The 24356-nt window shown below is 72.1% G+C and carries 20 protein-coding genes; 9 read left to right on the forward strand and 11 right to left on the reverse strand.

Translation table 11 applies throughout. The features are described from left to right. Positions 1-7 precede the first annotated feature (7 nt). The gene (rox, locus tag ACZ66S_RS16215; RefSeq protein WP_469902166.1) at positions 8-1432 is read left to right on the forward strand and encodes a rifampin monooxygenase; all 1425 of its coding nucleotides are present in this window, start codon (positions 8-10) and stop codon (positions 1430-1432) included. A gap of 8 nt (positions 1433-1440) precedes the next feature. Here rox and ACZ66S_RS16220 read toward each other — a convergent pair whose 3' ends face one another. Beyond that, a complete protein-coding gene (locus tag ACZ66S_RS16220; protein ID WP_469902167.1) occupies positions 1441-3087 on the reverse strand; it encodes a purine-cytosine permease family protein in 1647 nt (548 codons plus the stop codon). Between the two features lie 372 nt (positions 3088-3459). Continuing rightward, positions 3460-3804 (reverse strand): helix-turn-helix transcriptional regulator, encoded by a 345-nt coding sequence (locus ACZ66S_RS16225; RefSeq protein ID WP_469902168.1) that lies wholly within the window; start codon positions 3802-3804, stop codon positions 3460-3462. A gap of 130 nt (positions 3805-3934) precedes the next feature. On the opposite strand from ACZ66S_RS16225, the gene ACZ66S_RS16230 reads away from it, so the two are divergent. Beyond that, positions 3935-4726: an ANTAR domain-containing protein gene (locus ACZ66S_RS16230; protein WP_469902169.1), complete on the forward strand. Its 792-nt coding sequence runs from the start codon at positions 3935-3937 to the stop codon at positions 4724-4726. 627 nt (positions 4727-5353) lie between these two features. Here ACZ66S_RS16230 and meaB read toward each other — a convergent pair. The 4 genes from meaB to ACZ66S_RS16250 form a co-directional block, all read right to left on the reverse strand. After that, positions 5354-6340, reverse strand: a complete 987-nt coding sequence (meaB, locus tag ACZ66S_RS16235; RefSeq protein WP_469902170.1) for a methylmalonyl Co-A mutase-associated GTPase MeaB — start codon at positions 6338-6340, stop codon at positions 5354-5356. Beyond that, positions 6337-8529, reverse strand: a complete 2193-nt coding sequence (scpA, locus tag ACZ66S_RS16240; protein ID WP_469902171.1) for a methylmalonyl-CoA mutase — start codon at positions 8527-8529, stop codon at positions 6337-6339. Before scpA ends, meaB begins: the two co-directional genes overlap by 4 nt. Next, entirely contained in the window at positions 8529-10337 is a 1809-nt protein-coding gene (locus tag ACZ66S_RS16245; protein ID WP_469902172.1) for a methylmalonyl-CoA mutase family protein, read from the reverse strand. Before ACZ66S_RS16245 ends, scpA begins: the two co-directional genes overlap by 1 nt. A gap of 174 nt (positions 10338-10511) precedes the next feature. Continuing rightward, the gene (locus ACZ66S_RS16250; protein WP_469902173.1) at positions 10512-11423 is read right to left on the reverse strand and encodes a helix-turn-helix transcriptional regulator; all 912 of its coding nucleotides are present in this window, start codon (positions 11421-11423) and stop codon (positions 10512-10514) included. 102 nt (positions 11424-11525) lie between these two features. On the opposite strand from ACZ66S_RS16250, the gene ACZ66S_RS16255 reads away from it, so the two are divergent. From ACZ66S_RS16255 to ACZ66S_RS16275, 5 genes are all read left to right on the forward strand, one after another. Continuing rightward, a complete protein-coding gene (locus tag ACZ66S_RS16255; RefSeq protein WP_469902174.1) occupies positions 11526-12221 on the forward strand; it encodes an SDR family NAD(P)-dependent oxidoreductase in 696 nt (231 codons plus the stop codon). Between the two features lie 149 nt (positions 12222-12370). Continuing rightward, positions 12371-13492 carry a YihY/virulence factor BrkB family protein gene (locus tag ACZ66S_RS16260; RefSeq protein WP_469902175.1) on the forward strand — a complete coding sequence of 374 codons (1122 nt, stop codon included), beginning with the start codon at positions 12371-12373 and terminating at the stop codon, positions 13490-13492. Positions 13493-13631: 139 nt separating this feature from the next. Further along, positions 13632-14075 carry a phage holin family protein gene (locus ACZ66S_RS16265; protein WP_469902176.1) on the forward strand — a complete coding sequence of 148 codons (444 nt, stop codon included), beginning with the start codon at positions 13632-13634 and terminating at the stop codon, positions 14073-14075. Next, entirely contained in the window at positions 14072-14617 is a 546-nt protein-coding gene (locus ACZ66S_RS16270) for a DUF3618 domain-containing protein (protein WP_469902177.1), read from the forward strand. The genes ACZ66S_RS16265 and ACZ66S_RS16270 overlap by 4 nt, the downstream gene beginning before the upstream one ends. Before the next feature lie 4 nt (positions 14618-14621). After that, the gene (locus tag ACZ66S_RS16275) at positions 14622-14888 is read left to right on the forward strand and encodes a DUF4235 domain-containing protein (RefSeq protein WP_469902178.1); all 267 of its coding nucleotides are present in this window, start codon (positions 14622-14624) and stop codon (positions 14886-14888) included. A 129-nt stretch (positions 14889-15017) separates the two neighbouring features. On the opposite strand, the gene ACZ66S_RS16280 is transcribed toward ACZ66S_RS16275, so the two are convergent. Further along, on the reverse strand, positions 15018-16526 hold the full coding sequence (locus ACZ66S_RS16280; RefSeq protein ID WP_469902179.1) for a SulP family inorganic anion transporter: 1509 nt from the start codon (positions 16524-16526) through the stop codon (positions 15018-15020). A 386-nt stretch (positions 16527-16912) separates the two neighbouring features. Between ACZ66S_RS16280 and ACZ66S_RS16285 the strand changes: the two genes are divergently transcribed. Continuing rightward, positions 16913-17317: a MerR family transcriptional regulator gene (locus tag ACZ66S_RS16285; RefSeq protein WP_469902180.1), complete on the forward strand. Its 405-nt coding sequence runs from the start codon at positions 16913-16915 to the stop codon at positions 17315-17317. Between the two features lie 13 nt (positions 17318-17330). Here ACZ66S_RS16285 and ACZ66S_RS16290 read toward each other — a convergent pair whose 3' ends face one another. After that, positions 17331-18503, reverse strand: coding sequence for a magnesium and cobalt transport protein CorA (locus tag ACZ66S_RS16290; RefSeq protein WP_469902181.1), 1173 nt, complete (start codon positions 18501-18503; stop codon positions 17331-17333). A 151-nt stretch (positions 18504-18654) separates the two neighbouring features. On the opposite strand from ACZ66S_RS16290, the gene ACZ66S_RS16295 reads away from it, so the two are divergent. Beyond that, the gene (locus ACZ66S_RS16295) at positions 18655-19767 is read left to right on the forward strand and encodes a winged helix DNA-binding domain-containing protein (RefSeq protein WP_469902182.1); all 1113 of its coding nucleotides are present in this window, start codon (positions 18655-18657) and stop codon (positions 19765-19767) included. Between the two features lie 10 nt (positions 19768-19777). On the opposite strand, the gene ACZ66S_RS16300 is transcribed toward ACZ66S_RS16295, so the two are convergent. From ACZ66S_RS16300 to ACZ66S_RS16310, 3 genes are all read right to left on the reverse strand, one after another. Next, a complete protein-coding gene (locus ACZ66S_RS16300; RefSeq protein ID WP_469902183.1) occupies positions 19778-20425 on the reverse strand; it encodes a LysE family translocator in 648 nt (215 codons plus the stop codon). Positions 20426-20528: 103 nt separating this feature from the next. Then, positions 20529-21320 (reverse strand): S1 family peptidase, encoded by a 792-nt coding sequence (locus tag ACZ66S_RS16305; protein ID WP_469902184.1) that lies wholly within the window; start codon positions 21318-21320, stop codon positions 20529-20531. Positions 21321-21531: 211 nt separating this feature from the next. After that, on the reverse strand, positions 21532-24348 hold the full coding sequence (locus ACZ66S_RS16310) for a helix-turn-helix transcriptional regulator (protein ID WP_469902185.1): 2817 nt from the start codon (positions 24346-24348) through the stop codon (positions 21532-21534). Positions 24349-24356: the final 8 nt, after the last annotated feature.

Here is a 24356-nt window from a genome sequence, read left to right on the forward strand (position 1 = left end):
GGATCCGATGATCGACGTGACCGTCGTCGGCGGCGGACCGACGGGACTGATGCTGGCGGCCGAACTGCGACTGCACGGGGTGCGGGTGGTCGTCCTGGAGAAGGCGGCCGAACCGACGGAGGTCGTCCGCTCGCTCGGACTGCACGTGCGCAGCATCGAGATGATGGACCAGCGCGGGCTGCTGGAGCGGTTCCTCGCGCACGGCAGGCGCTTCACGGCGGGCGGTTACTTCGCCGGCATCGAAAGGCCCTGGCCGGACGGGCTCGACACCGCGCACGGGTACATCCTCGCCGTTCCGCAGCCCGTCACCGACCGTCTGCTGGCCGAGCGGGCCGTCGAGCTGGGTGCCGAGGTCCGGCGCGGCCGCGAGGTCGTCGGGCTGAGCCAGGACGAGGACGGGGTGAGCGCCGAACTCGCCGACGGCACGCGGCTGCGCTCGCGCTACCTGGTCGGCTGCGACGGCGGCCGCAGCACCGTGCGCCAACTGCTCGGTGTCGGCTTCCCCGGGGTACCCGCCCGCACCGAGACACTGCTCGGCGCCATGGAGGTGGGGGTGGCGCCGGAGGCGGTGACCGCCGTGGTGTCCGAGATCCGCCGGACGCAGAAGCGGTTCGGCCTCGGACCGGTCGGGGACGGGCTGTACCGGGTCGTCGTGCCCGCCGCGGACGTGCGCGAGGACCGCTCGGTCGCGCCGACCCTGGAGGACTTCAAACGACAGCTCCGGGCGGTCGCCGGCACCGACTTCGGTGTGCACTCGCCGCGCTGGCTCTCCCGCTTCGGCGACGCCACGCGGCAGGCCGACCGCTACCGGGTCGGCCGGGTGCTGCTGGCCGGCGACGCGGCCCACGTCCACCCGCCGGTGGGCGGACAGGGCCTCAACCTCGGTGTCCAGGACGCGTTCAACCTGGGCTGGAAGCTGGCCGCCGAGGTGGCCGGCCGGGCGCCCGCGGACCTGCTGGACAGCTACCACGCCGAACGGCACCCGGTGGCCGCCGAGGTGCTCGACACCACCCGTGCGCAGATGGAGCTGCTGTCCACCGAGCCCGGACCGCGGGCCGTGCGCCGGCTGCTGTCCCGGCTCATGGACTTCGACGAGGTGAACCGGTACCTGATCGAGCAGATCACCGCGATCGGCGTCCGCTACGACTTCGGCGCGGGCCACGAACTGCTCGGCCGGCGCCTGCGGGACCTCACCCTCGGCCGCGGCCGCCTCTACGAACTGACGCACCACGGCCGCGGACTGCTGCTCGACCGCACCGGGCGCCTCTCGGTCGCGGGCTGGGCGGACCGGGTCGACCACGTCGTCGACACGGCCGAGGAACTGGACGCCCCGGCGGTGCTGCTCCGGCCGGACGGCCATGTGGCATGGGCCGGCGAGGACCAGCGCGAGCTGGCGGCCCACCTGGGGAGGTGGTTCGGCGCGGCCGTCTGAAAGGGAGTTCAGGCCGTGGCGGGCAGGACGTGGTCGCCGGTCTTGTCGGTGCTCAGGCACAGGGAGCAGACCACCGCGTCGTGGGTGGCGCAGGCGGCCAGGTCGGGACGCTCGTAGGGCTGCCGGCAGACATGGCAGTCGTAGGTGACCGCGCTCGGGTTGCCGTCCGTGTCCAGCATCGGCTCGTCGATGCCGTCGCCGGTGCGGCGCAGGTAGTACCTGCCCTTGGTGACGACCGCCATCAGCGGGGTGAGGACGAACGCGATCACGGCGGCGGCGACGGGGGAGTACGGCTGGAGCGTGTCGCCGAGGGCGTGGAAGTACATCGCGATGGACAGACCGGACGCGGCGACGAAGGCCACCACACCCACGGGGTTGACCGCGTGGAGCATGCCGCGGCGGAACTCCGGGGCGTGCGGGGAGAGTCCGAGCACGTACTTGTTGATGCCGATGTCGGTGGCGACGGTGACGACCCAGGCGATCGCGCAGTTCGAGTAGAAGCCCAGGATGTCGTTGAGGAAGCTGAACATGTCCGCCTCCATCAGGGCCAGCGCGAAGCCCAGGTTGACCAGGACGAAGACCATACGGCCCGGGTAGTGCCTGGTGAGCCGGGTGAAGGAGTTGGTCCAGGCGAGCGAGCCGGAGTAGGCGTTCGTCACGTTGATCTTGATCTGGCTGATCACGACGAGGGCCACGGCCAGCGGAACCACCATCCAGGACGGCATCATCGCGTCGAAGGCACCCTTGAACTGCTGGATCGGCTCGGGTGCCACGTCCGGTCCCACCTCGGCCAGGATGTACACCGCGAGGAAGACGCCGATGGCCTGCTTGAGCGCGCCGAGCACCACCCAGCCGGGGCCGGCCATGACCACCGCGGTCCACCAGGCGCGCTTGTTCGCATCGGTCCTCGGCGGCATGAAGCGCAGGTAGTCGATCTGCTCACCGATCTGCGCGATCAGCGACAGGCACACACCCGCGCCGAGCAGCACGGAAGCGGTGTCGACGCCGCCGTGGCCGTCGGTGCCCGGGTAGGCGAGGAAGCGGTCGACGGTGCCGGGGTCGGTGGCGACGAGGTACACCAGCGGGCCGACCATGAGCAGCAGCCAGATCGGGGTCGTCCACACCTGGAGCCTGCTCAGCGCCTTCATGCCGTAGATCACCAGGGGGATGACCATGAGCGTGGAGACCAGGTAGCCCAGCCACAGCGGCAGTCCGAGGCCGAGCTTGAGGCCCTGGGCCATGATCGAGCCTTCGAGGGCGAAGAAGATGAAGGTGAAGCTGGCGAAGATGACGCTGGTCAGGACCGAGCCGTAGTAGCCGAAGCCGGAGCCGCGGGTGATCAGGTCGAGGTTGATGTTGTAGCGGGCGCCGTAGTAGGCGAGGGGGAAGCCGGTGACGAAGATGACGACGGCGGCGACGGCGATCGCCACGAGCGCGTTGCCGGTGCCGTGGGCCAGGCCGATGCCCGCCCCGATGGAGAAGTCGGCCATGTAGGCGATGCCGCCGAGGGCCGTGGTGGCCACGACCATGGGGGTCCAGCGGCGGTAACTGCGGGGCGCGAAGCGGAGGGTGTAGTCCTCCAGCGTCTCCTTGACCGCCTGGTCGGCGGATGCCGAGGGGTCTGCCGTTGCCTGCCGTGACTCTGTGGTGCTCATGTCACGCCTCCCAGTCGGAGCGGGCGGTGGGGGATGCGTGGGAGCCCCGCGTGGCGTCGTCGGCAGGCCGGGGAGTCGGCAGGTCGGGATGAGCGGTTTCCCGGCCCTGTATACGACTCGGTCCCACGGCCCGTCACGCTAGGTAGCGGTTGTTACCGGCGCCGCCGGGTGTCATGAACACGAAGTTTCCGGAATCTCACCGCGGCCGACGGATGTCGTGGCGCGGTGCCGGTTCGCTCCGTCGGTGGAGTGGCGGTGGGCCGGGCGAACCGTCGGCGGGCCGGGGTGTGGCCGCTCTCCGGTCGCGCCTGCCCAGGCCGACATGCCTGCCGGGCCCGGGTCGGGCAGGGCAGGTGTGCGGCGCCGCGGGCGTCAGGCGGGGGTGGGCCGTCGGCTGTCGGTGAGCGGGCTGCGGGCGGCCTCGTCCTGGACGAGCAGGGAGAGCAGGGACGCCACCGTCAGACCGGCCTCGGCGGGGTGGCGCAGCACCTTGCCCGGGTCGATGCGGTAGGTGTTGGTGCGCCCCTCCCGCACGTGCGAGAGGTATCCGTCCTGTTCCAGGTCGGAAATGATCTTCTGTACGGCGCGCTCGGTGAGCCGGCAGTGCGCGGCGATGTCGCGGATCCGGGTGCTGGGGTTGTCGGCGATCGCGGCCAGCACGCGCGCGTGGTTGGTGACGAACGTCCATCCGGTGTGAGACTCGGGCACTCCATCCATGGGGGCAGTCTAGCGACCTGATGTTCACGCATTCAAAAACCTGAACTTTATTTCGTGTATTAGTTGACGTATGTTGGCGGCAGAGGGGAATCTGAGGGACAGAGGCAGCGAGCACATGAGGGAGAGGGCCATGCCGGAACCTGCGCACTCGGCGCAGCCCCTCACCACGCTGGACGCCCGCCCGCCGTGTCTGGCCACGATTGAGGCCGTGGTGGCCGGGGAGCGGACGGTCGTCACATGCCGCGGTGAATTCGACGTCGGCGCCGAGGAACTCGAGCCCGAGCTGTACACCGTCCTCGACCGCTCGGCCACCGGGGTGGACCTCGACCTGGACGGGGTCCGGTTCTGCGACTGCGGCGGCCTCAACGTCCTGCTGAGCCTGCGCCGTGAGGCCCTCGACCAGGGCAAGACGGTCACGGTCCGGACGTACAGTCCGACCGTCGGGCGCCTGCTCGACCTGACCGGTGCCCGGGAGCTGTTCGTGACCGGGCCGTCCGGCAGGTTCGACGGCGCGGCCGTGCCGGGGCCCGCCACCGCGGACACCCGGGCCGTCGAACCCGCCCCCGTCGCGGACGAGCGGCCCGATCCCACGGATGTGGACGTCGACCAGGAACTGCGCCTGGAGGTCGACCAACTGCGCCGGGCGATGCGGACCCGGCCGGCCATCGACGTGGCCCGTGGGATCGTCATGGCCTCCTTCGGACTGAGCGCCGAGGACGCCTGGACGGTGCTCGTCACCGCCTCCCAGAACACCAACACCAAGATGCACAACCTCGCCCAGGACCTGATGGGCGCCGTCCACGGCGAACCGGTGCCCCCACGGGTGCAGCAGCAGGTGGCGGCGGCGGTCGCCAAGGTCCGGGAGGCCGGCCCGACGCCGTCCGACGACGGTGCCGGTCCGGGGGAGGCGGGAGCGGAGTAGAGGTCCGGGGGCACGGGCTGCCGATCCGACTCCGGCAGCCACCGCGTTCATCGGCTGCGCGAACTCCGGCAGCCTGGGCATATCCCGGCCGTGTGAACTCCGGCAGCCTGGGCCTTCCCGGCCGCGTGTACTCCGGCAGCCCAGGCATACCCCGGCCGCGTGCACTCCGGCAGCCCACGTCCTCCCCGGCCATGCGAACTCCGGCAGCCCCTGCCGGACCGCATGTCACGCACCCGCTCCAGCAGCCGGGCCCCGGCTCGCCGCACTCCCCGAGCGGCAGGGGCGCCGGCACCGTGAGGCGCAGGACTGGCGGCCCGGGCGGCAACTCAGGTGCGGCGCTGACCACTTGGCCGCCAAGTCGCCGACCCTCTCGGGCAGGAGCCCCATGCCGTTCCCGCGCCGTCGCGCGTGGCCCGGCCTTCAGGACGCGACCCAGTGTGCGGATCGGTCTCACGCCCCCGCACGTCGATGGCCGCGCCGCAGGGCGCGCACCCCGGCCCTGCGGCGGTGTGGTCGCCGGCGGTCGGCAGGCGTGGCGGGGACACGGCCACCCGACGGCCGCCGCACGTCTCCTGGCCGGGCGGGCCGTCGGCGGTGAGATCGACGCTTCGGGTTCGCAGCCGGGCCTCAGTCCCTCGGCGTGTCGCCGAACGCCTTCAGGATGCGCTCCGCGGCCAGCGTCGCTGTCAACCGGCCCTCGCGGACCTGTTGTTCGAGGTCCGGGGCGAGTGACTGGACGGCCGGGTCGGCGTGCAGGCGGCCGAGGAGTTCGTCGCGGACCATCGCCCAGGCCCAACCGACCTGCTGGTCCCGCCGCTTGGCGGTGAGGCGGCCGGTGGAGTCGAGGAGTGCGCGGTGCTGTTCGAGGCGCTCCCACACCTCGTCGAGGCCCGTCGCCTCGCGGGCGCTGCAACTGAGCACCGGGGGAGTCCAGAAGGCGTCCTTGCCGTGCATCAGCCGCAGCGCGCCCGCCAGTTCACGCGCGGCCGCGCGGGCGTCCCGCTCGTGCGGGCCGTCCGCTTTGTTGACCGCGATCACGTCGGCGAGTTCCAGGACGCCCTTCTTGATGCCCTGGAGCTGGTCACCGGTGCGGGCCAGGCTCAGCAGCAGGAAGGAGTCGACCATGTCGGCGACCGCGGTCTCCGACTGCCCGACGCCGACCGTCTCGACCAGGATCACGTCGTAGCCGGCGGCCTCCATCACGACCATCGACTCCCGGGTCGCCTTCGCCACCCCGCCGAGCGTGCCCGCGCTGGGGGAAGGCCGTACGAAGGCGTTCGGGTCGACGGCCAGGCGTTCCATGCGGGTCTTGTCGCCGAGGATCGAACCGCCGGTACGGCTGGAGGACGGGTCCACCGCGAGCACGGCCACCCGGTGCCCCAGCGAGGTCAGCATGGTGCCGAACGCGTCGATGAACGTCGACTTCCCCACGCCCGGCACCCCGCTCACACCGATCCGGCGCGCCCGGCCGCTGTGCGGAAGCAGCTCGGTCAGCAACTCCTGGGCCAGCGACCGGTGTCGGGGGTGGGTGGACTCGACGAGAGTGATCGCGCGGGCGATCAGCGCGCGCTTCCCGTCGAGGACCCCCTTCACATACGCGTCGAGATCGATCACTGCCCGTGCCCGAGGTCGGCCGACAGACGCTCCACCAGGTCGTACGCCGCGTCCGGGATCACCGTCCCCGGCGGGAAGACGGCCGCCGCGCCCATCTCCAGCAGCGTCGGCACGTCCTGCGGCGGGATCACCCCGCCGACCACGATCATGATGTCCTCCCGGCCCTCCTCGGCGAGCTGCTCGCGCAGTGCCGGTACGAGGGTGAGGTGACCGGCCGCCAGCGACGAGACGCCGACGATGTGCACGTCCGCCTCGACGGCCTGGCGGGCCACCTCGCCCGGGGTCTGGAACAGCGGGCCGACGTCGACGTCGAAGCCGAGGTCGGCGAAGGCGGTGGCGATCACCTTCTGGCCGCGGTCGTGGCCGTCCTGGCCCATCTTGGCGACCAGGATGCGCGGACGGCGGCCCTCGGCCTCCTCGAAGGCGTCGACCAGGGCACGGGTGCGGTCCACGGACGGGGACTCCCCTGCTTCGTTGCGGTACACGCCGGAGATCGTACGGATCTGGCTCGCGTGCCGGCCGTAGACCTTCTCCAGGGCGTCGGAGATCTCGCCGACGGTGGCCTTCGCGCGGGCGGCGTGGACCGCCAGCTCCAGGAGGTTGCCGTCGCCGTCGGCCGCCCGGGTCAGCGCGTCCAGGGCGTCCCGGCACGCGGTCTCGTCCCGCTCGGCCCGCAGCCGCCGCAGCTTCTCGATCTGCTGGGCGCGTACGGAGGAGTTGTCGACCTTGAGGACGTCGATCGCCTCGTCGGTCTCGACGCGGTACTTGTTGACGCCGATCACCGGCTGCCGGCCGGAGTCGATGCGGGCCTGGGTGCGGGCAGCGGCCTCCTCGATGCGCAGCTTGGGGATGCCGGCGTCGATCGCCTTGGCCATGCCGCCCGCCGCCTCCACCTCCTGGATGTGCTGCCACGCCCTGCGGGCGAGGTCGTACGTCAGTCTCTCCACGTACGCGCTGCCGCCCCACGGGTCGATGACCCTGGTCGTGCCGGACTCCTGCTGGATCAGGAGCTGGGTGTTGCGGGCGATGCGCGCGGAGAAGTCGGTGGGCAACGCCAGCGCCTCGTCGAGGGCGTTGGTGTGCAGCGACTGGGTGTGGCCCTGCGTGGCCGCCATCGCCTCGACACAGGTGCGCGTGACGTTGTTGAACACGTCCTGGGCGGTCAGCGACCAGCCCGAGGTCTGCGAATGGGTGCGCAGGGAAAGGGACTTGGCGTTCTGCGGGTCGAACTGCCGCACCAGCTTCGCCCACAGCAGCCGCGCCGCCCGCAGCTTGGCGATCTCCATGAAGAAGTTCATGCCGATCGCCCAGAAGAACGACAGCCGGGGCGCGAACGCGTCCACGTCCAGGCCGGCTTCCCGGCCCGCCCTGATGTACTCCACGCCGTCCGCGAGGGTGTACGCCAGCTCCAGGTCGGCCGTCGCGCCCGCCTCCTGGATGTGGTAGCCCGAGATGGAGATGGAGTTGTAGCGCGGCATCCGCTGCGAGGTGTACGCGAAGATGTCGGAGATGATCCGCATCGACGGCTTCGGCGGATAGATGTAGGTGTTGCGGACCATGAACTCCTTGAGGATGTCGTTCTGGATGGTCCCGGCCAACTTCTCGGGCGCGACGCCCTGTTCCTCCGCCGCCACGATGTACAGCGCCAGCACCGGCAGCACGGCGCCGTTCATCGTCATCGACACGGACATCCGGTCGAGGGGGATCCCGTCGAACAACTGCCGCATGTCGTAGATCGAGTCGATCGCCACGCCCGCCATGCCGACGTCACCGGTCACCCGCGGGTGGTCGCTGTCGTAGCCGCGGTGCGTGGGCAGGTCGAAGGCGACCGACAGGCCCTTCTGGCCGGCCGCGAGGTTGCGCCGGTAGAAGGCGTTGGACTCCTCGGCGGTGGAGAAGCCCGCGTACTGGCGGATCGTCCAGGGCTGGTTGACGTACATCGTCGGGTAGGGGCCGCGCAGGTACGGTGCCGCCCCCGGGTACGTCTCCAGGAAGTCCAGGCCCTCCAGGTCGGCGCCGGTGTACAGCGGCTTGACCTCGATGCCCTCCGGCGTCTCCCACGCCGGGTCGGCCCCCTGCGTGGCGTTCTTGACGGCCGTACGCCACTCGTCGGCACCGCCGGCGGTGGCCGGGGTGCCCAGCTCGATCCCGGTGAAGTCGGGGACGGAGGGGCCGGCGGGGGCGGTCATCAGGACACTCCCATGCGGTCGAGGGTGGCGGTGAGCACGGCGACGGCGTCGCAGCCCGCGAAGACGTAGGAGTCCACGCCCGGGTACTGCGCGGGCCGCCCGGCGAGGAACACGTGTCGCGCCCCGGCCGACCTGAGCGCCGTCACGACGTCGTCGGCCTGTTCCTCGTAGAGCGCGTCGCTGGAACACAGGCAGGCCTCGGTGGCGCCGCTCCCCTCGAAGGTGCCCTCGGTGACGGGCTCGATGCCGCCGGCCTGGAAGAGGTTGGCGGCGAAGGTCAGCCGCGCGGTGTGGGCGGCCGCCGGGCCGATCGCCGCGAGGAAGACGCGGGGCCGGGACCCGGTCGCCGCGAGGTGCGCGTCGGAGCGGGCGCGCAGCTCCTCGTACGCCTCGTCGCGCCGTACGCGGGGCAGCCCGCCGGTGCGGGGCTCGGGCGCCGGGGCGCGCTCCACGGGCTTCTCGCCCAGGTGCGGGAACTCGCTGACACCGGTGATCGGTTCGCGCCGGGTGGCGAGCTTCTTGGAGCGCTGCGCCCAGGTCGTGGCCAGGTCGGTGCGCAGCCGGCCGGAGCGCAGGACGGCCGCCTGGCCGCCGTCGCGTTCGATCGTCCGGAAGAACCGCCAGGCGGCCTCGGCGAGTTCGTCGGTCAGCCGCTCCACGTACCAGGAGCCGCCCGCCGGGTCGATCACCCGCGACAGGTGCGACTCCTCGACCAGGATCGTCGAGGTGTTGCGGGCGATGCGGCGGGCGAACGCGTCCGGCAGGCCGAGCGCGTGGTCGAAGGGGAGGACGGTGACGGCCTCCGCGCCGCCGACCCCGGCGGCCAGGGTGGCGATCGTCGCCCGCAGCATGTTCACCCACGGGTCGCGGCGGCTCATCATCACCGGCGAGACCACCGCGTGCTGTGCCTGGGCCCCGGCACCGGGCGCCCCGCACACCTCGGCGACCCGCGCCCACAGCCGGCGCGCGGCCCGCAGCTTGGCGATCGTCAGGAACTGGTCGGCCGTCGCCGCGTACCGGAACTCCATCTGCGCGCAGGCCTGTTCGACGCTCATCCCGGCCTCGGTCAGCCCGCGCAGATAGGCGACACCGGTGGCGATCGAGGCGCCCAGCTCCTGCGCGGCCGAGCCGCCGGCCTCGTGGTACGGCAGCGCGTCCACGGTCAGCGCCCGCAGCCCCGGGTACTCCTCGGCGCACCTGCGCGCGAGCGGGACCACCGGCGCGAAGTCCGAAGGCTCGCCGGTGCGGGCCTCGTGGCCGAGCGGGTCGGCGCCGAGGTTGCCGCGCACGGCTTCGGCGTCGGTGCCGCGCTCGTCGTGGATCCGCAGCAACTCCTCTGCGGCGGGGGCGAATTCGCCGCCCGCGTCGAGGACGACCGGCGCGAGGTCGAGGTAGACGCCGTCGAGGACCCGGCCGAGCGAGGCGACCGGGATGCCGCCCTCGCCCGCGACCAGCCACAGCGAGGTGACGCCGTTCTCCAGGTCCGTGAGCACCGCGCTGTTGTCGGCGACCGCGTGCCGCTGCCGTACGTCCCAGCCGCCGGCGGTGTTCCCCTCCGGGCGCGCGCCGCGCACGAACGGGGCGAAACCGGGCAGGCCGGGGTCGGGTGCGACATCGTGCGCGGTGTACAGGGGACGGGTGCGCAACCCGTCCTCGAGCGCGGTGGACAGGGCGTCCTCCGCTGCCGCGCCGGAGACTTCCTTGCCCGACTTGCGCAGGACACCCGCCACCAGGCTGTGCCACTGATCAAGGTTCGTGTCAGGGAACTCGGCGGCCAGCGAGAGCCCGTCGTCAGGCAGGACCGTCATGCTCGGATGCTAGGCCAGACTCCCGAACGAGCAGCAGAGGGCACGGCTGTGACCTTGCCCTCCACGACACTGTGACCCCGGTCTCCCGCGGTCCCGCGGGGCTCCCGGCAGGACGGCGGTCCCCCCTCGGGCGCGGTCGGGCGGCGGTCCGGCCCGGGCGCGACCGGGCGGCTGTCACGGGGTGGAGAACAGGCCGGGTCCCTGGGCCGATGGGCCGTCGGACGAGGAGCCGTCGGACGAGGAGCCGTCGGTGCGCACGCCGCCCGTGACCCGGAGGAACTCCAGCTTCTCCGCGTCGGCGGAACCCGCGGCCACCGTGTAGACGACGAGGCGGATGTCGCAGCCCGGGACGGTGAGCACGTCGCAGTCGCAGGTCACCTCGCCGACCTGGGGGTGCACGACGGTCTTGCGGGACGAGACGTGCGGTCCGACCGCACCCTCGTCCCACAGCCGGGCGAACTCGGTGCCGGCGGACCGCAGTTCCTCCACGAGCTCGCTCAGACCGTGGTCCCGGGGGTAGGTCACGAGGGCCGCGCGCAGATCGGCTACGAGGGCGGGGCCCAGGAGGGACTCGTCGTCCTGGAGCACGGGCCAGGCCGCCAGCCCGGAGGGCCCCGTGGCGAAGACCGCCCGCACCAGGTTCCGCTCCCTCGCCGTCCGTCCGCTCGGGTCGCCCAGCAGTGCCGCCCACGCCGGGGTCCAGGTCAGCAGCGTCCAGTCGGCGCTGAACACGCCCACCGGGAACTCGCCGAGGCGGGCCAGCATGCGCTGGACCCCCGCCGGGACATGCGTGGAGATCGTCCCCTCCTGGGGCGGGAGGAGACCGGCCAGCCGGTAGGCGTGGTCACGCTCCACGGGCTGTAGTTGCAGGGCCCTGGCCAGGCTCGCGACGACCTGCGCCGAAGGGCTCGTGGCACGGCCCTGCTCCAGCCGCACCACGTAGTCGACCGACAGGCCCGCGAGGTCGGCGAGCTCCTCGCGGCGCAGCCCGGCCGCCCGTCGGCCGGGCCGCGCGGGCCGCCCGACGTCGGTGGGGGAAAGCCGGTCGCGCCAGCGGCGCAGTGCCGTGCCAAGGGTCTCGTCCACGCGACCATTGTGTCCGCCGCACGGCCGTCGTGCCTGGTACTGGCAGTCCTACCGTCGCGGGGGGCACTGGTTGTCCTCGTGGCGCGGGCCGACAGTGAGGGCATGACCACGACCTTCATCACCGGAGCCAACAAGTCCCTCGGATACGAGACCGCCCGCCGTCTGATCGAGGCCGGGCACACCGTCCTCGTCGGCGCCCGCGATCCCGAGCGCGGCCAGGCCGCCGCCGACGCACTCGGTGCCCGTTTCGTCCGGATCGACGTGACCGACGACGCGTCCGTCGCCGCGGCCGCCGCCGACGTCGCCGCGCGCGAGGGTGCCGTCGACGTACTGATCAACAACGCGGGCGTCCTCGGACCGCACGCCCCCGCCGACGAACTCACGGCCGCCGACGCGCACGCGGTCCTCGACGTCAACGTCGTCGGGATCGTCCGGGTGACGCACGCCTTCCTGCCCCTGCTGCGCAGGTCCTCGAACCCGGTCGTCGTCAACGTGTCCAGCGGCATGGGCTCGTTCGAGCTGACCCATGACGCCTCGCGGGCCGAGGGCCGGGTCGTCGCACCCCTCTACACGGCGTCCAAGGCGGCCGTGACCATGCTGACCACGCAGTACGCGAAGTCCTTGCCGGACGTGAAGGTCAACGCGGCCGACCCGGGTTACACCGCGACCGACTTCAACGGGCACAGCGGCCCGCAGACGGTGACCGAGGGGACCGACGCGATCGTCGCCCTCGCCACCATCGGGGCCGACGGCCCGACCGGAGTCTTCCGCGACCGTCACGGAGCGGTCGCCTGGTGATCCGCGCAGCGCCCGGACCGCTGTGACCTGCCGTTCTCCAACCCATGTCATAGGAGGCCGGCTGTCCTGCCCGGCCCTGCACGGGGGTGAGCTTTTTCCGGTCGCGTGATTGCGGCATTTGTGGTTACCCGCCCGATATGTCGAAACTTATGAGACTCGGACACAGGCATCAGAACGTTCCCCAGGACCAGGCCCCCCAGGGCGAGGAACAGCAGGACGGCACCCGACAGGAAAGCCGCACCGATCCCTACGACGACCGCTTCGATTCCCGCGGTCGTCAGGACGAACCGACGCGGTACGGGCCGGGGCCGGACGTGGAGCGCAACGCGCCGAGCAGCCCCACCGGGCTGTCGAGGCAGTCGTGGTCCGCGGCGCTGCGCGGCACGTTGAAGGAGTTCAAGCGGGACGAATTGACCGATCGCGCGGCGGGCCTGACGTACTACGGCATCCTGTCGCTGTTCCCCGCGCTGCTGGTGCTGGTCTCCCTGCTGGGCCTCGCCGGCAAGTCGACCACCGACAAGGTGCTGGACAACGTCCAGCAACTGGCCCCAGGTGCCGCCAGCGACGTGATCCGCAACGCGGTGCAGCAGTTGCAGGGCAGTGCCGGCGTCGGTTCCGTCATGGCGATCGTCGGCCTGGTCCTGGCCGTGTGGTCGGCGTCCGGCTATGTGGCGGCGTTCATCCGCACCTCCAACGCCGTGTACGACGTGCCCGAGGGCCGTCCGGCGTGGAAGGTGCTGCCGCTGCGGCTGGCCCTGACCGTCGTCCTGATGGTCCTCGCCGTGGTCAGCGCCCTGATCGTGGTGTTCACCGGCCCCCTGGCCCAGCGGGCGGGGGACGTGCTCGGGGTCGGTGACACGGCTCTGACCGTGTGGGCGATCGCGAAGTGGCCGGTCCTGGTCGTCCTCGTCACGCTCATGATCGCGATCCTGTACTGGGCCAGCCCCAACGCGAAGGTCCGCGGCTTCAAGTGGATCACGCCGGGCAGCTTCCTCGCGGTGGTCATCTGGATGATCGCCTCCGCCGCGTTCGCGCTCTACGTGGCGAACTTCGCCTCGTACAACAAGACCTACGGCACCTTCGCCGGAGTGATCGTCTTCCTCATCTGGCTGTGGATCACCAACATCGCGATCCTGCTCGGCCTGGAGTTCGACGCCGAGGGCATCCGCCAGCGCGCGGTCGCCGGCGGCCACCCGGAGACCGAGGAGCCGTACGTCGAGCCGCGCGACACCCGCAAGTGGGACGAGGAGGACCACCGCCGGCTCGCATAGGCCGTCGCCGTGCTCACCACGCGGGACGCGACAGGTTCAGATTTGTGCGTCGGTCTGCCCTGAGCCGCGTGGTGCGGGGTACTCGCCGGCGGAACGGGCCGGACCAGCCGGCCGTACGCAAGCACAGGGATGGGAGGTGATGGCCGTGTCGAGCACGCAGCCGTACTCGTCCGGGACCGACCACAGCACACGTCCTTCCGGCCAGGAGCCGGTGGGCGAGCTGGTGCAGAGGGCCTCGCAGCAGCTCACTGAGCTGGTGCGAGGCGAGATGCGCCTGGCGCAGGCGGAGATGAAGGAGAAGGGCAAGCGCTACGGCAAGGGCGGCGGACTGTTCGGCGGTGCCGGACTGGTCGGCTTCCTGATGCTGCAGGCCCTGGTGGCCACCGCCATCGCGGCGCTGGCCGTGCCGCTTCCCGTGTGGGCCGCGGCGCTGATCGTGACCGCCGTGCTGGGAGTGATCGCCGCGGTGATGGCCCTGAGCGGCAAGAAGCAGGTCAGCCAGGCCGCCCCGCCCACACCTGAGCAGACGATCGAGAACGTCAAGGCCGACGTGGCCGAGATCAAGGAGAGCGCACAGCGATGACCCAGCCACCCCACGACGAGCCGACCGCCTCCAGTCCCGAGGAACTCCGCGAGCAGGTCGAGCAGACCCGCAGCGAACTCGGCGACACCGTCGAGGCGCTCGCCGCCAAGACCGACGTCAAGGCGCGCGCCCAGCAGAAGGCCGCCCAGGCCAAGGAGCAGGCCACGGTCAAGGCCGCCCACGCCAGGGAACAGGCCACCGTCAAGGCCGCGCAGGCCAAGGAGCAGGCCACGGTCAAGGCCGCGCACGCGAAGGAGCAGGCCGCCGTCAAGGCCGGCCAACTGAAGACCAAGGCCGTCGACCTGGCCCATCAGGCACAGGACAAGCTGCCCGACCCGGTCAAGGACAAGGCGGCCCAGGCCGCCGAACAAGCCCGTACGAAGACAGCCCAGGCCACCCAGCTCTGGCACGACAAGGCTCCGGAACCCGTGCAGAACAAGACCGCGCGGGGCGCGGAGCTGGCACGCGACAACCGCAAGCTGCTGCTGGCGGCCGCCGGCGCGGCCGCGGTGGTCTGGCTGGCCTGCCGCCGCAAGGGATGAACCGATGAAAGCGTCGAAGATCGCCTACAAGCCGGTCGGCCTGGTCGTCGGCGCCGTCAGCGGCGTCGTCGCCGGTGCCGTGTTCAAGCAGGCTTGGAAGATGCTGGGCCACGACCAGGACGCCCCGGACGCCACCGACGAGGAGCGCAACTGGGGCGAAGTGGTGCTGGCCGCCACGCTTCAGGGCGCGATCTTCGCCGCGGTCAAGGCCGTCGTGGACCGCGGCGGCGCCACCGCCGCACGGAGCCTGACCGGCACCTGGCCCGGTTGATCCGACGTGCTCCCGGGGGCCGGTACCGCCTTGGTGCCGGCCCCCGGAGCGACGACCGGACAAACCCGCGCTCCTACGACGGCGCCGGCTCCCGGCGCTCGTGCGCAGCCGCCGACCCGCGCACCCCCGTCAGTGACTGCCGGCCAGCTCGCCGCTGAGCGTCCGGTGGATCCGGGCACTGTGCTCGTTCAGCCCGATGATCTCCACGGTCTTGTCCCGCTGGGCGTACTTGGTCTCGACGGCGTCCAGGGCGGCGACGGAGGACGCGTCCCAGATGTGCGCCGCGGACAGGTCGATGACCACCTTGTCGGGGTCGGTGGCGTACGCGAACCTGCCGACGAGGTCGTTGGAGGAGGCGAAGAACAGCTCGCCGGTGACCCGGTAGACGACCGTGCCGCCGTCGGGGTCCGTGACCGCGGTGACCTCGGCGAGGTGGGCGACCCGCCGGGCGAAGACGACCATCGCGGTGATCGAGCCCACGACGACCCCGATGGCGAGGTTGCTGGTCGCGACGACGCACACGACGGTGATCACCATGACGGCGATCTCCCCGGCCGGCATCCTCCTGAGCGTCTTCGGTGCGACCGAGTGCCAGTCGAAGGTCGCGAAGGACACCATGACCATCACCGCGACGAGCGCGGCCATGGGGATGTCGGAGACCACCGGCCCGAAGACCACGCACAGCACCATCAGGAACGCCCCCGCGAGGAACGTCGACAGCCGGGTACGGGCACCGGAGACCCGTACGTTGATCATCGTCTGGCCGATCATGGCGCAGCCGCCCATGCCGCCGAAGAACCCGGTGACGATGTTGGCGACGCCCTGGCCGATCGACTCGCGGGTCTTGGAGGACCGGGTGTCGGTGATGTCGTCGACCAGCTTGGCGGTCATCAGCGACTCCATCAGACCGACCAGGGCCATGGCGAGCGCGTACGGGGCGACGGTGGTGAGCGTGTCGAGGGTGAACGGCACGTCCGGCAGGCCCGGCACCGGCAGCGAGGACGGCAGGGCGCCCTTGTCGCCCACCGTCGGCACGGCGATGCCCGCGGCGACCGTGACGACGGTGAGGATCACGATCGACACCAGCGGGGCCGGGACCACCCGGGTGACCTTCGGGAAGAGCACCATCAGCGCCAGGCCGGCCGCGATCAGCGGGTAGACGGGCCACGGTACGTCCGTCATCTCCGGCACCTGCGCCATGAAGATGAGGATGGCGAGGGAGTTGACGAAGCCCACCATCACGCTGCGCGGCACGAAGCGCATCAGTTGCGCCACCCCGAGCGCGCCGAGGGCGATCTGGAAGACACCGGCGAGGATGACGGTGGCGACCAGGTAGCCGAAGCCGTGCTCGCGGTTGACCGGTGCGATCACGAGGGCGACCGCGCCGGTGGCGGCGGAGATCATGGCCGGTCGGCCGCCCACGACAGCGATGGTCACGGCCATGGTGAACGAGGCGAACAGGCCGATTGCCGGATCGACCCCGGCGATGACCGAGAACGAGATCGCCTCGGGGATCAGCGCCAGGGCGACGACGAGTCCGGCCAGCACCTCGGTGCGCAGGACCTTCGGGTCGGACAGCCAGGCGGGGCGGCGGGATCCGCGCAGCCATGCGGCCGGGGAGGGTGCGGAGGAGGACAAGAGAAGCGGAACCTGTCGTGCTCGGGCACACCCTGCATCACGGCGGGCGCGCGGGAAGGCATGGCGGGCCGGGACGGCCGTCCATCAAGGGGGAGGTCAGACAACGGCAGCGAGGCGGCCCGCGACGCGGCGGGGCGCCGCACGGCGGCGAAGGGTCACGGCGGACAGGCGGCGGCGCCGGGCATCATGGACATGCGCACGCTCTCTCCTGCTGCACGGACTGCGGTCCTCGCCGGGGGCTTCCTCGGCCCCGACACGGCTGACGGGTGCGGGACGGCGCCCCGCGCCACGGAAACGGCACGGCACACGGACGACCCGGTACCGGCGCAACTCTACCCTAACGTTAGGGTAGAGATGGTCGGGGCGGCGGACGAGGAAGGCAGCACGTGAGCAGCGAGCACATGCAGATCGGCGAGGTCGCCGCACGGACCGAGCTGTCGCTGCGCACCATCCGGCACTACGAGGACGCCGGTCTCGTCACACCCTCCGCCCGCTCCCAGGGGGGCTTCCGTCTCTACACCCCGGCCGACGTCGCCCGCCTGATGGTCATCCGCCGGATGAAGCCCCTCGGCTTCACCCTCGACGAGATGCGCGCCCTGCTGGAGGCCACCGACCGCCTCGACGCGGACGACGGACTGCCCCCCGAGGAGCGCGAGGCGCTGCTGGACCGGATCCGCGGCTTCGAACAGGCCGCCCAGCGGCGTGTGGAGGACCTGCGCGTCCAGCTCTCCCGGGCGGAGGAGTTCGCGGCCACCCTGGCGGCGCGCCTCACCCGGACCCCCACGCTCTGAGGCGGCCACCCCCTCAGAGCCAGTCCCGCCGTTTGAAGATCACGTACAGGCTCACGCAGACCACACCCATCAGCCCGATCGCGAACGGGTACCCGAACCTCCAGCTCAGCTCCGGCATGTGCGTGAAGTTCATCCCGTAGATCGTCCCCACCAGCGTCGGCGCGAACAGGATCGCCGCCCAGGACGAGATCTTCTTGATCTCCTCGTTCTGTTCGAACCCCGCCTCCGCCAACGCCCGCATCTCCGCGTTCTGTTGCTGGGTGACCAGGGTCGCGTTGACCGTGAGGATGTCGGCCAGGGCCTGGCGGAAGCCGTCGACCCGCTCGCTGGTGTGGGTGACGTGGTCGGCGACGTCCCGGAGATAGCGCTGGAGTTCCTCGTCGGTGCCGTACTTGGCGAAGCCGGCCATCAGGGCGTGCAGCATGCCGACGAGGGGGCGGGTGGCGCGCTGGAACTCGACCATCTCGCGGGAGAGTTCGTAGATGCGGCGGGAGACCTCCGGATCGCCGCGGAAGACCTCCGTCTCGATCTCGTCGATGTCGTTCTGGACGCCCGCGACGACCGGCGCGTAGCCGTCGACCACCGTGTCCAGGATCGCGTAGAGGACGGCCTCGGGGCCCAGCCCCAGCAGCTCCGGGGTCTGCTCCATGCGGTGGCGGACCGCCGAGAGGTCGGGGGCCGCCCCGTGCCGGACCGTGATCACGAAGTCCGGGCCCACGAACACGTGCAGCTCGCCGAAGTCGACCTCCTCGGGAGCGTCCAGATAGCGGGCCGCCCGCAGGACCACGAACAGGGTGTCGCCGTAGCGCTCCAGCTTGGGGCGCTGGTGGGCCTCCATCGCGTCCTCGACGGACAGCGGGTGCAGGTCGAACTCCTCGGCCAGGGAGAGGAGTTCGCTCTCCGGCGGCCGGGCCAGGCCGATCCAGGCCATGTCGGCGGGCTGTTCGCGCAGTTGGCGGAAGGTGTCCGCGAGCGTCGCCGGGGAGGACACGCGCACCCCGTCCCGGTAGAGGGCCGCCTGGACGATGCTCGGTGGCTCGGGCGGCTCCGCGGCGGGCGGACCGGCGGTGTCCGCCGGAGGCTGCGGCGGTGCGGCGGGCGGGGTCAGCGCACGGCGCCAGGCGGACCTCCTGGCGTTCTTGGCGGCTGCGTTCTTCGCGGCGGGGCGGGCGCGTCGCTCGGACATCGTGGCTGCCTCTCGCTGTCGGGTCGAGCCGGCGTAGGCGTGATCACGGAGCAGGGTATACGGGACGAATCGCATCCCGGGGAGAAGCGGGCGAGGACCCGGTGAGAGTTGCGGACAGAACCCGTCCGCAAGCCCGTCTAGCGTGTTCCCCATGACGAAGACGACCGCCTCGGCCCCCGTGCTCGGCATCCGCGCCCTGAACCGCGCGACCCTCGACCGGCAGTTGCTCCTGAACCGGTCCGGCCTGTCCGCGAAGGCCGCCGTGGGGCATCTGCTCGGTCTCCAGGCCCAGAACGTCAAGCCGCCGTACTACGCGCTCGCCGCCCGTCTCGACGGGTTCACCCCCGAGGCGCTGTCGGAGCTGATGGCCGACCGGGAGGTCGTCCGGATCGTCACCATGCGCTCGACCATCCACACCCACACCGCCGAGGACTGCCTCACCCTGCGGCCCCTCGTGCAGGCCGCCCGCGACCGCGAACTCGGCAACTTCCGCAAGGGACTTGCCGGCGTCGACCTCGACCGCCTCGCCGTCCTCGCCCGGGAGCTCGTCGAGACCGAGCCGCGCACCATGAAGGAACTGCGCGAGGCCCTCCTCGTCGAGTGGCCGGACGCCGACCCGCAGGCCCTCGCCATCGCCGCCCGCTGCAAGCTCCCCCTCGTCCAGGTCACCCCGCGCGGGCTGTGGGGCAGGAGCGGCCAGGTGGCGCTCACCACGGCCGAGCACTGGCTCGGCCGCCCCGCCGAACCCGCCCCCACCCCCGACGCCACCGTCCTGCGCTACCTCGCCGCCTTCGGCCCCGCCTCCGTCAAGGACATGCAGACCTGGGCCGGGCTCACCCGCCTCCGGGACGCCTTCGAGCGGCTCCGCCCCGGGCTGCGGACCTTCCGCGACGAGAACGGCGTCGAGCTCTTCGACCTCCCGGACGCCCCGCGCCCCGCCGAGGACACCCCGGCCCCGCCGCGCTTCCTCCCGGAGTTCGACAACCTGCTGCTCTCCCACGCCGACCGCACCCGCGTGGTGCCCAAGGAGTACTGGGGCCGGAGCTGGCAGGGCAACCAGGCCTACTGCACGCTCCTCGTCGACGGCTTCCTCGCGGGCGTCTGGAAGCTCACCGCGGACGCCCTCGTCGTCGAGCCCTTCGACCGGATCACCCGGGCCCAGCGGGAGGACGTCACCGCCGAGGGGGAGCGGATGCTCGCCACGCTGCACCCGGGGACGTCGTACGACATCCGGTTCGGGACCGTCGTGCAGCAGCCGGTCTGAACCGAACGCCTCAGTCCGCCCGGCCCGTCACCGCCACCGTCAGGCCCAGCCCGATCATCGTGAACCCGCCCGCTCCGCCGATCAGCGACAGACGGCGGTCGGAGCGCGCGAACCAGGTGCGGGCGGCCGACGCGGTCAGGCCCCACAGGGTGTCCGTGACCAGGCCGATGGTGATGGGGACCAGCCCGAGCAGCAGCATCTGCGCCGGGACGTGGCCCGCCGCGTGGTCCACGAACTGGGGGAGCACGGCCGCGAAGAAGACCACGCCCTTCGGGTTGGTGACCCCGACCAGGGCGCCGTCGAGGACGGTCCGCAGGTCGCCGCGCGCCGGTCCGGCGGGCGGCCGTGCGATCGCCGCCGCGGTCAGCTCCTTGCGGTGCCGGAACGCCTGGACGCCGAGGAGGACCAGATAGGCGGCGCCCGCCAGTTTCACCCCCAGGTAGACGGCCGTCGACCGCTCCACCAGGGAGCCGATCCCGACCGCCACGGCCACGACGAGCAGGTAGGAACCGAAGACGTTGCCGATGGCGGTGGCCACGGCGGTGCGCCGGCCGTGGGCGAGGGCCCGGCCGATGACGAACAGCACGCTGGGACCCGGGATGACGATCACGAGGAGGGACATCGCGGCGAAGGCGAGGACGCGGTCCGTGGACACCATGGCCGTCATTCAAACATGGACGAAGGCGTTGCGGGCCGCTCGTGGTGGCCCGCAACGCCCCCGGTCTCGCACCTGAGCGATGCTCAGGCGAACCTCTGGGGAGCTAGGAGTTGACCTGCGCGGTCACCAGGCTGGAGAAGGTGGTCAGCCGGGTGTAGACACCCGGGTAACCGGCCTGCGCGCAGCCCTCTCCCCATGAAGTGATCCCTGCCAGGACGCCCCCGATGAGCAGGGGACCGCCGCTGTCGCCCTGGCAGGTGTCTGTGCCGCCGGAGGTGTATCCGGCGCAGACCATGTCGGTCTGGACGAAGTCCGAACCGTAGGAGCTCCGGCAGCTCGTGTCGGACACGATCGGGACGGTCGCGGTCCGCAGTTGGTTGGAGGAGCTGCCGTTCGACGAGGTGGTGCCCCAGCCGAGGATGCGGGCCGTGGTGCCGGCCGCGTACACGCTCGTCTGGGAGGAGGAGACGTACGACGCCGTCGTGTACGGCATCGACGTCGACAGGGTCAGCACGGCCACGTCGTCGCCGTTGGTGGCGTCGGTGTAACCCGGGTTGATCCAGATCCTGCTGACCCGGCTGACCGTGCCGTTGGTGCCGTTGAGGTAGGTGCGGCCGCCGACGACTCTCACGCTGCTGGTGCTCTCGCCGACCATGCAGTGGGCCGCGGTGACGACCTTGGTCGCGGAGACCAGGGTGCCGCCGCAGAACTGGTTCTGCGAGGCGTCGGTGATCTGCATCATGAACGGGTACGCGGTCGTGGTCGTCGTCGTACCGCCGACGATGGGCTGGGGAGCGGCGACGGCGGTGGGGGCGCCGATCAACGCGGTGGCGGCGGCAGCCGCGGCGGCCAGGCCGACGGCGCCGGCCTTCTTCGCACGGGTGAGACCGAACATCGGTGAGTCTCCTCGGGGTTGCCGGTGGGGGGTCGCGCGGGTGTGGGGGATGCACGGGGGTCGCGGGACCGACCCCCGTATGCCCGGCGAGCGGCACGTTCATAAGCTAGAACGCGGAAGTTCCCCTTCCCAATGAGGGAACCCCCTAAGGGAGTTGGGCAGGGAAAACCCTCGGTCGGCCCCGGAGGAAACGGTTCTGACGACCCCTCGGCTACGGCCTGCGCCCCGCCGCCAGCCGGACGATGTCCACCCGGGAGCGGATCCCGAGCTTGCGGTAGACCCGCGTGAGTGTCGCCTCGACCGTCTTCACACTGATGAACAGCCGTGCGGCTATCTCCCGGTTGGTGGCGCCCTCCATCACCAGCGCGGCCACCTGGCGCTCCATCGAGGCGAGCCCTTCGAGGCTCTCCAGCCCATCCGGTGCCACGGTGTGCGCGGGCTCCGGCTCCGCGGGCCGGGCCAGCGCGGCCGCCTCCACCTGCCGCAGCCACGGCAGCGCCCGGCACCGCCGGAACAGCCGGGCCGCCTCGTCGTACGACGTCGGACCGGGCCGCCGGGTGCGCAACTGGGCCAGGGCGAAGGCGGCGCGGGCTTCTTCCAGGCCGTAGCCCAGCTTGGCGAGACGATCCTGCACCGACGTCAACTGCACCAGCGCCGCGTCGTGTTCACCGCGTGCCGCCCGCACCAGGGCCTCGGCCCGGTCCAGGACGGCGAGCACGCTCTCCCGGCCGAGCCGGAGGGCGTTCACCCGCGTCACGTCGATGACGTCCTGCGCCTCGCCGGTCTCCCCGATCCGTACGAGGGCCTCGGCGAGGTCGCCCTGCCAGCGGCCGCGCGCCGGGTCGGTGATGCCGAGCCCGTGCTCCAGCTCGCGCACCCGGCGCAGCGAACGGACCGCGCCCTGCGCGTCCCCGGCGACGAGCTGGGCGTACCCGAGGGCGGCCAGGCCCCGGGACTCGTACATCTGGTCGCCGTTCTCCTCGGCGTGGTCGACCGCCTCCCGGGCCAGCTCCAGTGCCCGCTCGACCTGGCCGCCCGAGGCCTCCGCGATGGAGGCGAGCACGGCCGAGGCCACCTCGCCGATTCCGGTGTCCCGGGCCATCAGCAGGCTCTCCCGGGCCACGTCGAGCGCCCGCCCGCAGTGCCCGGAGCGCAGCTCGGTCTCGGCCACCCCGCGCAGGAAGTGCACCTCGCTCTCGACCGACCCGCGCCGCCGCACCTCGCGCAGCAGCGCGGTGACCGTCGCCCGCGCCTCCGGCAACTGGTCGCTCATGATGAGCCAGCGGAAGCGGGAGTACCCGGCTCCGTTGTGGTGGACGGCGACCCGTGGGTCCTGGGGCTCCTTCAGGGCGCGCTTGATGGTCGCGGGGGCGTCCGGATGACCCATCAGGGTCTCGAGCTGGGCCTGGAAGGCCAGCGCCATCAGTTCGTTGTAGCGGTCGCCGGCCCGCGCGGCCAGCGCCGCCGAGTGCGCCGCCTCCCCGCGCGCCTCGTCGAAGTCGCCCTCGACGAGCAGCGCCCGCCAGGCCAGTTGGTAGCGGACCAGGGCGAGCAGCTCGGGGTCCTCGCCCGCGTCGGCCAGCGCCTGCGGGAAGACCTCGTCGACCTCCGTCATGGCGTGGCCCGCGGTGTCGATCACGATGATCCAGGCCCGCACCCGGTCCGCGGGCACGGTGGCCCGGGTGAGCACGTCCCGGGCGATGTCCCGGGCCAGATCCAGCTCCCCGGCGGTGATCGCGTCCTCGGCCGCGGTGAGCCGCCGTACGTCCGGGGCGGGCACGGAGTCGGCCGGGGTGTGCCGGGCCGACAGCAGCCCGAGCGAGGCGGCCACCGAGGGGGCGCCCCGGTCCCGGGCCAGGGCCGCGGCCTCGGCGAGCCGGGCGGCCACCTCCGGGTCGGTGCCGTTGGTCGCGAGGGCCAGGTGGCGGGCCCGTTCGATCGGGTCGGAGGCGGCCGTGGACAGCGCCCGGTGCGCGTCCCGCCGTTCCTGCGCGGGCGCCTCCGCGTACAGCGCGGCCGAGATCAGCGGATGCGCGAAGCGTACGGCGGGCCCCTCGGCCTCCGTCGCGAGCAGGCCAAGGGCTGCCGCCTGGGCCATCTCGGCCTCGGCGTGCACGCGGCCGGCCGCGTGCAGCAGGGCCGGGGTGGGACGGGCGCCCGCGCTCGCCACCAGGAGGGTGCGCCGGGCCTCCTCGGACAGCATCTCCAGCCGGCTGAGCACCAGGGCCCTGAGCGAGGTGGGCACCGGGAGCGGCTCGCCGGGGCGGGGCGGGGTCGGGTTCTCGCTGAGCGCGCGGCCGAGTTCCAGGGCGTAGAACGGGTTGCCGCCGCTGGTGCGGTGGATGTCCCGGACGGTGGAGCGCTGGAGACCGGTGTAGCCGCGGTGGTCGAGCAGCGCGGCCACCTGGGCGCGGGTGAGCGGGTTGAAGCGGACGGCGAGGCTGTCCGGTGGCAACGCGCGTAGATGACGGTCGTACTCGGGGCCGTCGGTCCGGACCGCGCACAGCATCCGGACCGGGATGTCACCGAGCCGCCGGGCGGCGAAGCCCAGCAGCTCCAGGCTGGCCGGATCCAGCCACTGCACGTCGTCGGCGACGACCAGGACCGGCCCCTGGGCGGCGAGGGCGCGCAGGGCCGACAGCACCGCCAGGCGCAGGGCGAGGCCGTCGCGCTGGAGGGTGGACTCGCCCCGCCCGGTCAGCGCCGACTCCAGCGCGGTGCGCTGGGCCGCGGGCAATTGGTCGGAGACGTCGTCGAGGACCAGGCCGAAGAGGTCGGCGAGGGCGAGGAAGGGGAGGTGGGATTCCGACTCGGTGGCCGAGCAGCGCAACACGGTCTGGGCCGTCTCGGCGCATTCCGCGGCCAGGGCCCGCAGCACGGTCGACTTTCCTATTCCGGCGGGACCGTGCAGGAGCACGCTGCCGCCGCGGGCCAACTGCTCACGGGCCTGGCCGAACAGCTCGTCCCGTCCGATGACCAGGTCGGGGCGGCATCTCGCAGGCTCCTGGAAGTCGCGTGGCACGGTCACCGCTCCCC

This window comes from Streptomyces sp. NPDC107471 (assembly GCF_055582845.1).

Coding starts and splice junctions, on each gene's coding strand:
- rox (WP_469902166.1), top strand. CDS start 8: ATGATCGACGTGACCGTCGTCGGCGGCGGACCGACGGGACTGATGCTG.
- ACZ66S_RS16220 (WP_469902167.1), bottom strand. CDS start 3,087: ATGAGCACCACAGAGTCACGGCAGGCAACGGCAGACCCCTCGGCATCC.
- ACZ66S_RS16225 (WP_469902168.1), bottom strand. CDS start 3,804: ATGGATGGAGTGCCCGAGTCTCACACCGGATGGACGTTCGTCACCAAC.
- ACZ66S_RS16230 (WP_469902169.1), top strand. CDS start 3,935: ATGCCGGAACCTGCGCACTCGGCGCAGCCCCTCACCACGCTGGACGCC.
- scpA (WP_469902171.1), bottom strand. CDS start 8,529: ATGACCGCCCCCGCCGGCCCCTCCGTCCCCGACTTCACCGGGATCGAG.
- ACZ66S_RS16245 (WP_469902172.1), bottom strand. CDS start 10,337: ATGACGGTCCTGCCTGACGACGGGCTCTCGCTGGCCGCCGAGTTCCCT.
- ACZ66S_RS16255 (WP_469902174.1), top strand. CDS start 11,526: ATGACCACGACCTTCATCACCGGAGCCAACAAGTCCCTCGGATACGAG.
- ACZ66S_RS16260 (WP_469902175.1), top strand. CDS start 12,371: ATGAGACTCGGACACAGGCATCAGAACGTTCCCCAGGACCAGGCCCCC.
- ACZ66S_RS16265 (WP_469902176.1), top strand. CDS start 13,632: ATGGCCGTGTCGAGCACGCAGCCGTACTCGTCCGGGACCGACCACAGC.
- ACZ66S_RS16270 (WP_469902177.1), top strand. CDS start 14,072: ATGACCCAGCCACCCCACGACGAGCCGACCGCCTCCAGTCCCGAGGAA.
- ACZ66S_RS16275 (WP_469902178.1), top strand. CDS start 14,622: ATGAAAGCGTCGAAGATCGCCTACAAGCCGGTCGGCCTGGTCGTCGGC.
- ACZ66S_RS16290 (WP_469902181.1), bottom strand. CDS start 18,503: ATGTCCGAGCGACGCGCCCGCCCCGCCGCGAAGAACGCAGCCGCCAAG.
- ACZ66S_RS16295 (WP_469902182.1), top strand. CDS start 18,655: ATGACGAAGACGACCGCCTCGGCCCCCGTGCTCGGCATCCGCGCCCTG.
- ACZ66S_RS16300 (WP_469902183.1), bottom strand. CDS start 20,425: ATGGTGTCCACGGACCGCGTCCTCGCCTTCGCCGCGATGTCCCTCCTC.
- ACZ66S_RS16305 (WP_469902184.1), bottom strand. CDS start 21,320: ATGTTCGGTCTCACCCGTGCGAAGAAGGCCGGCGCCGTCGGCCTGGCC.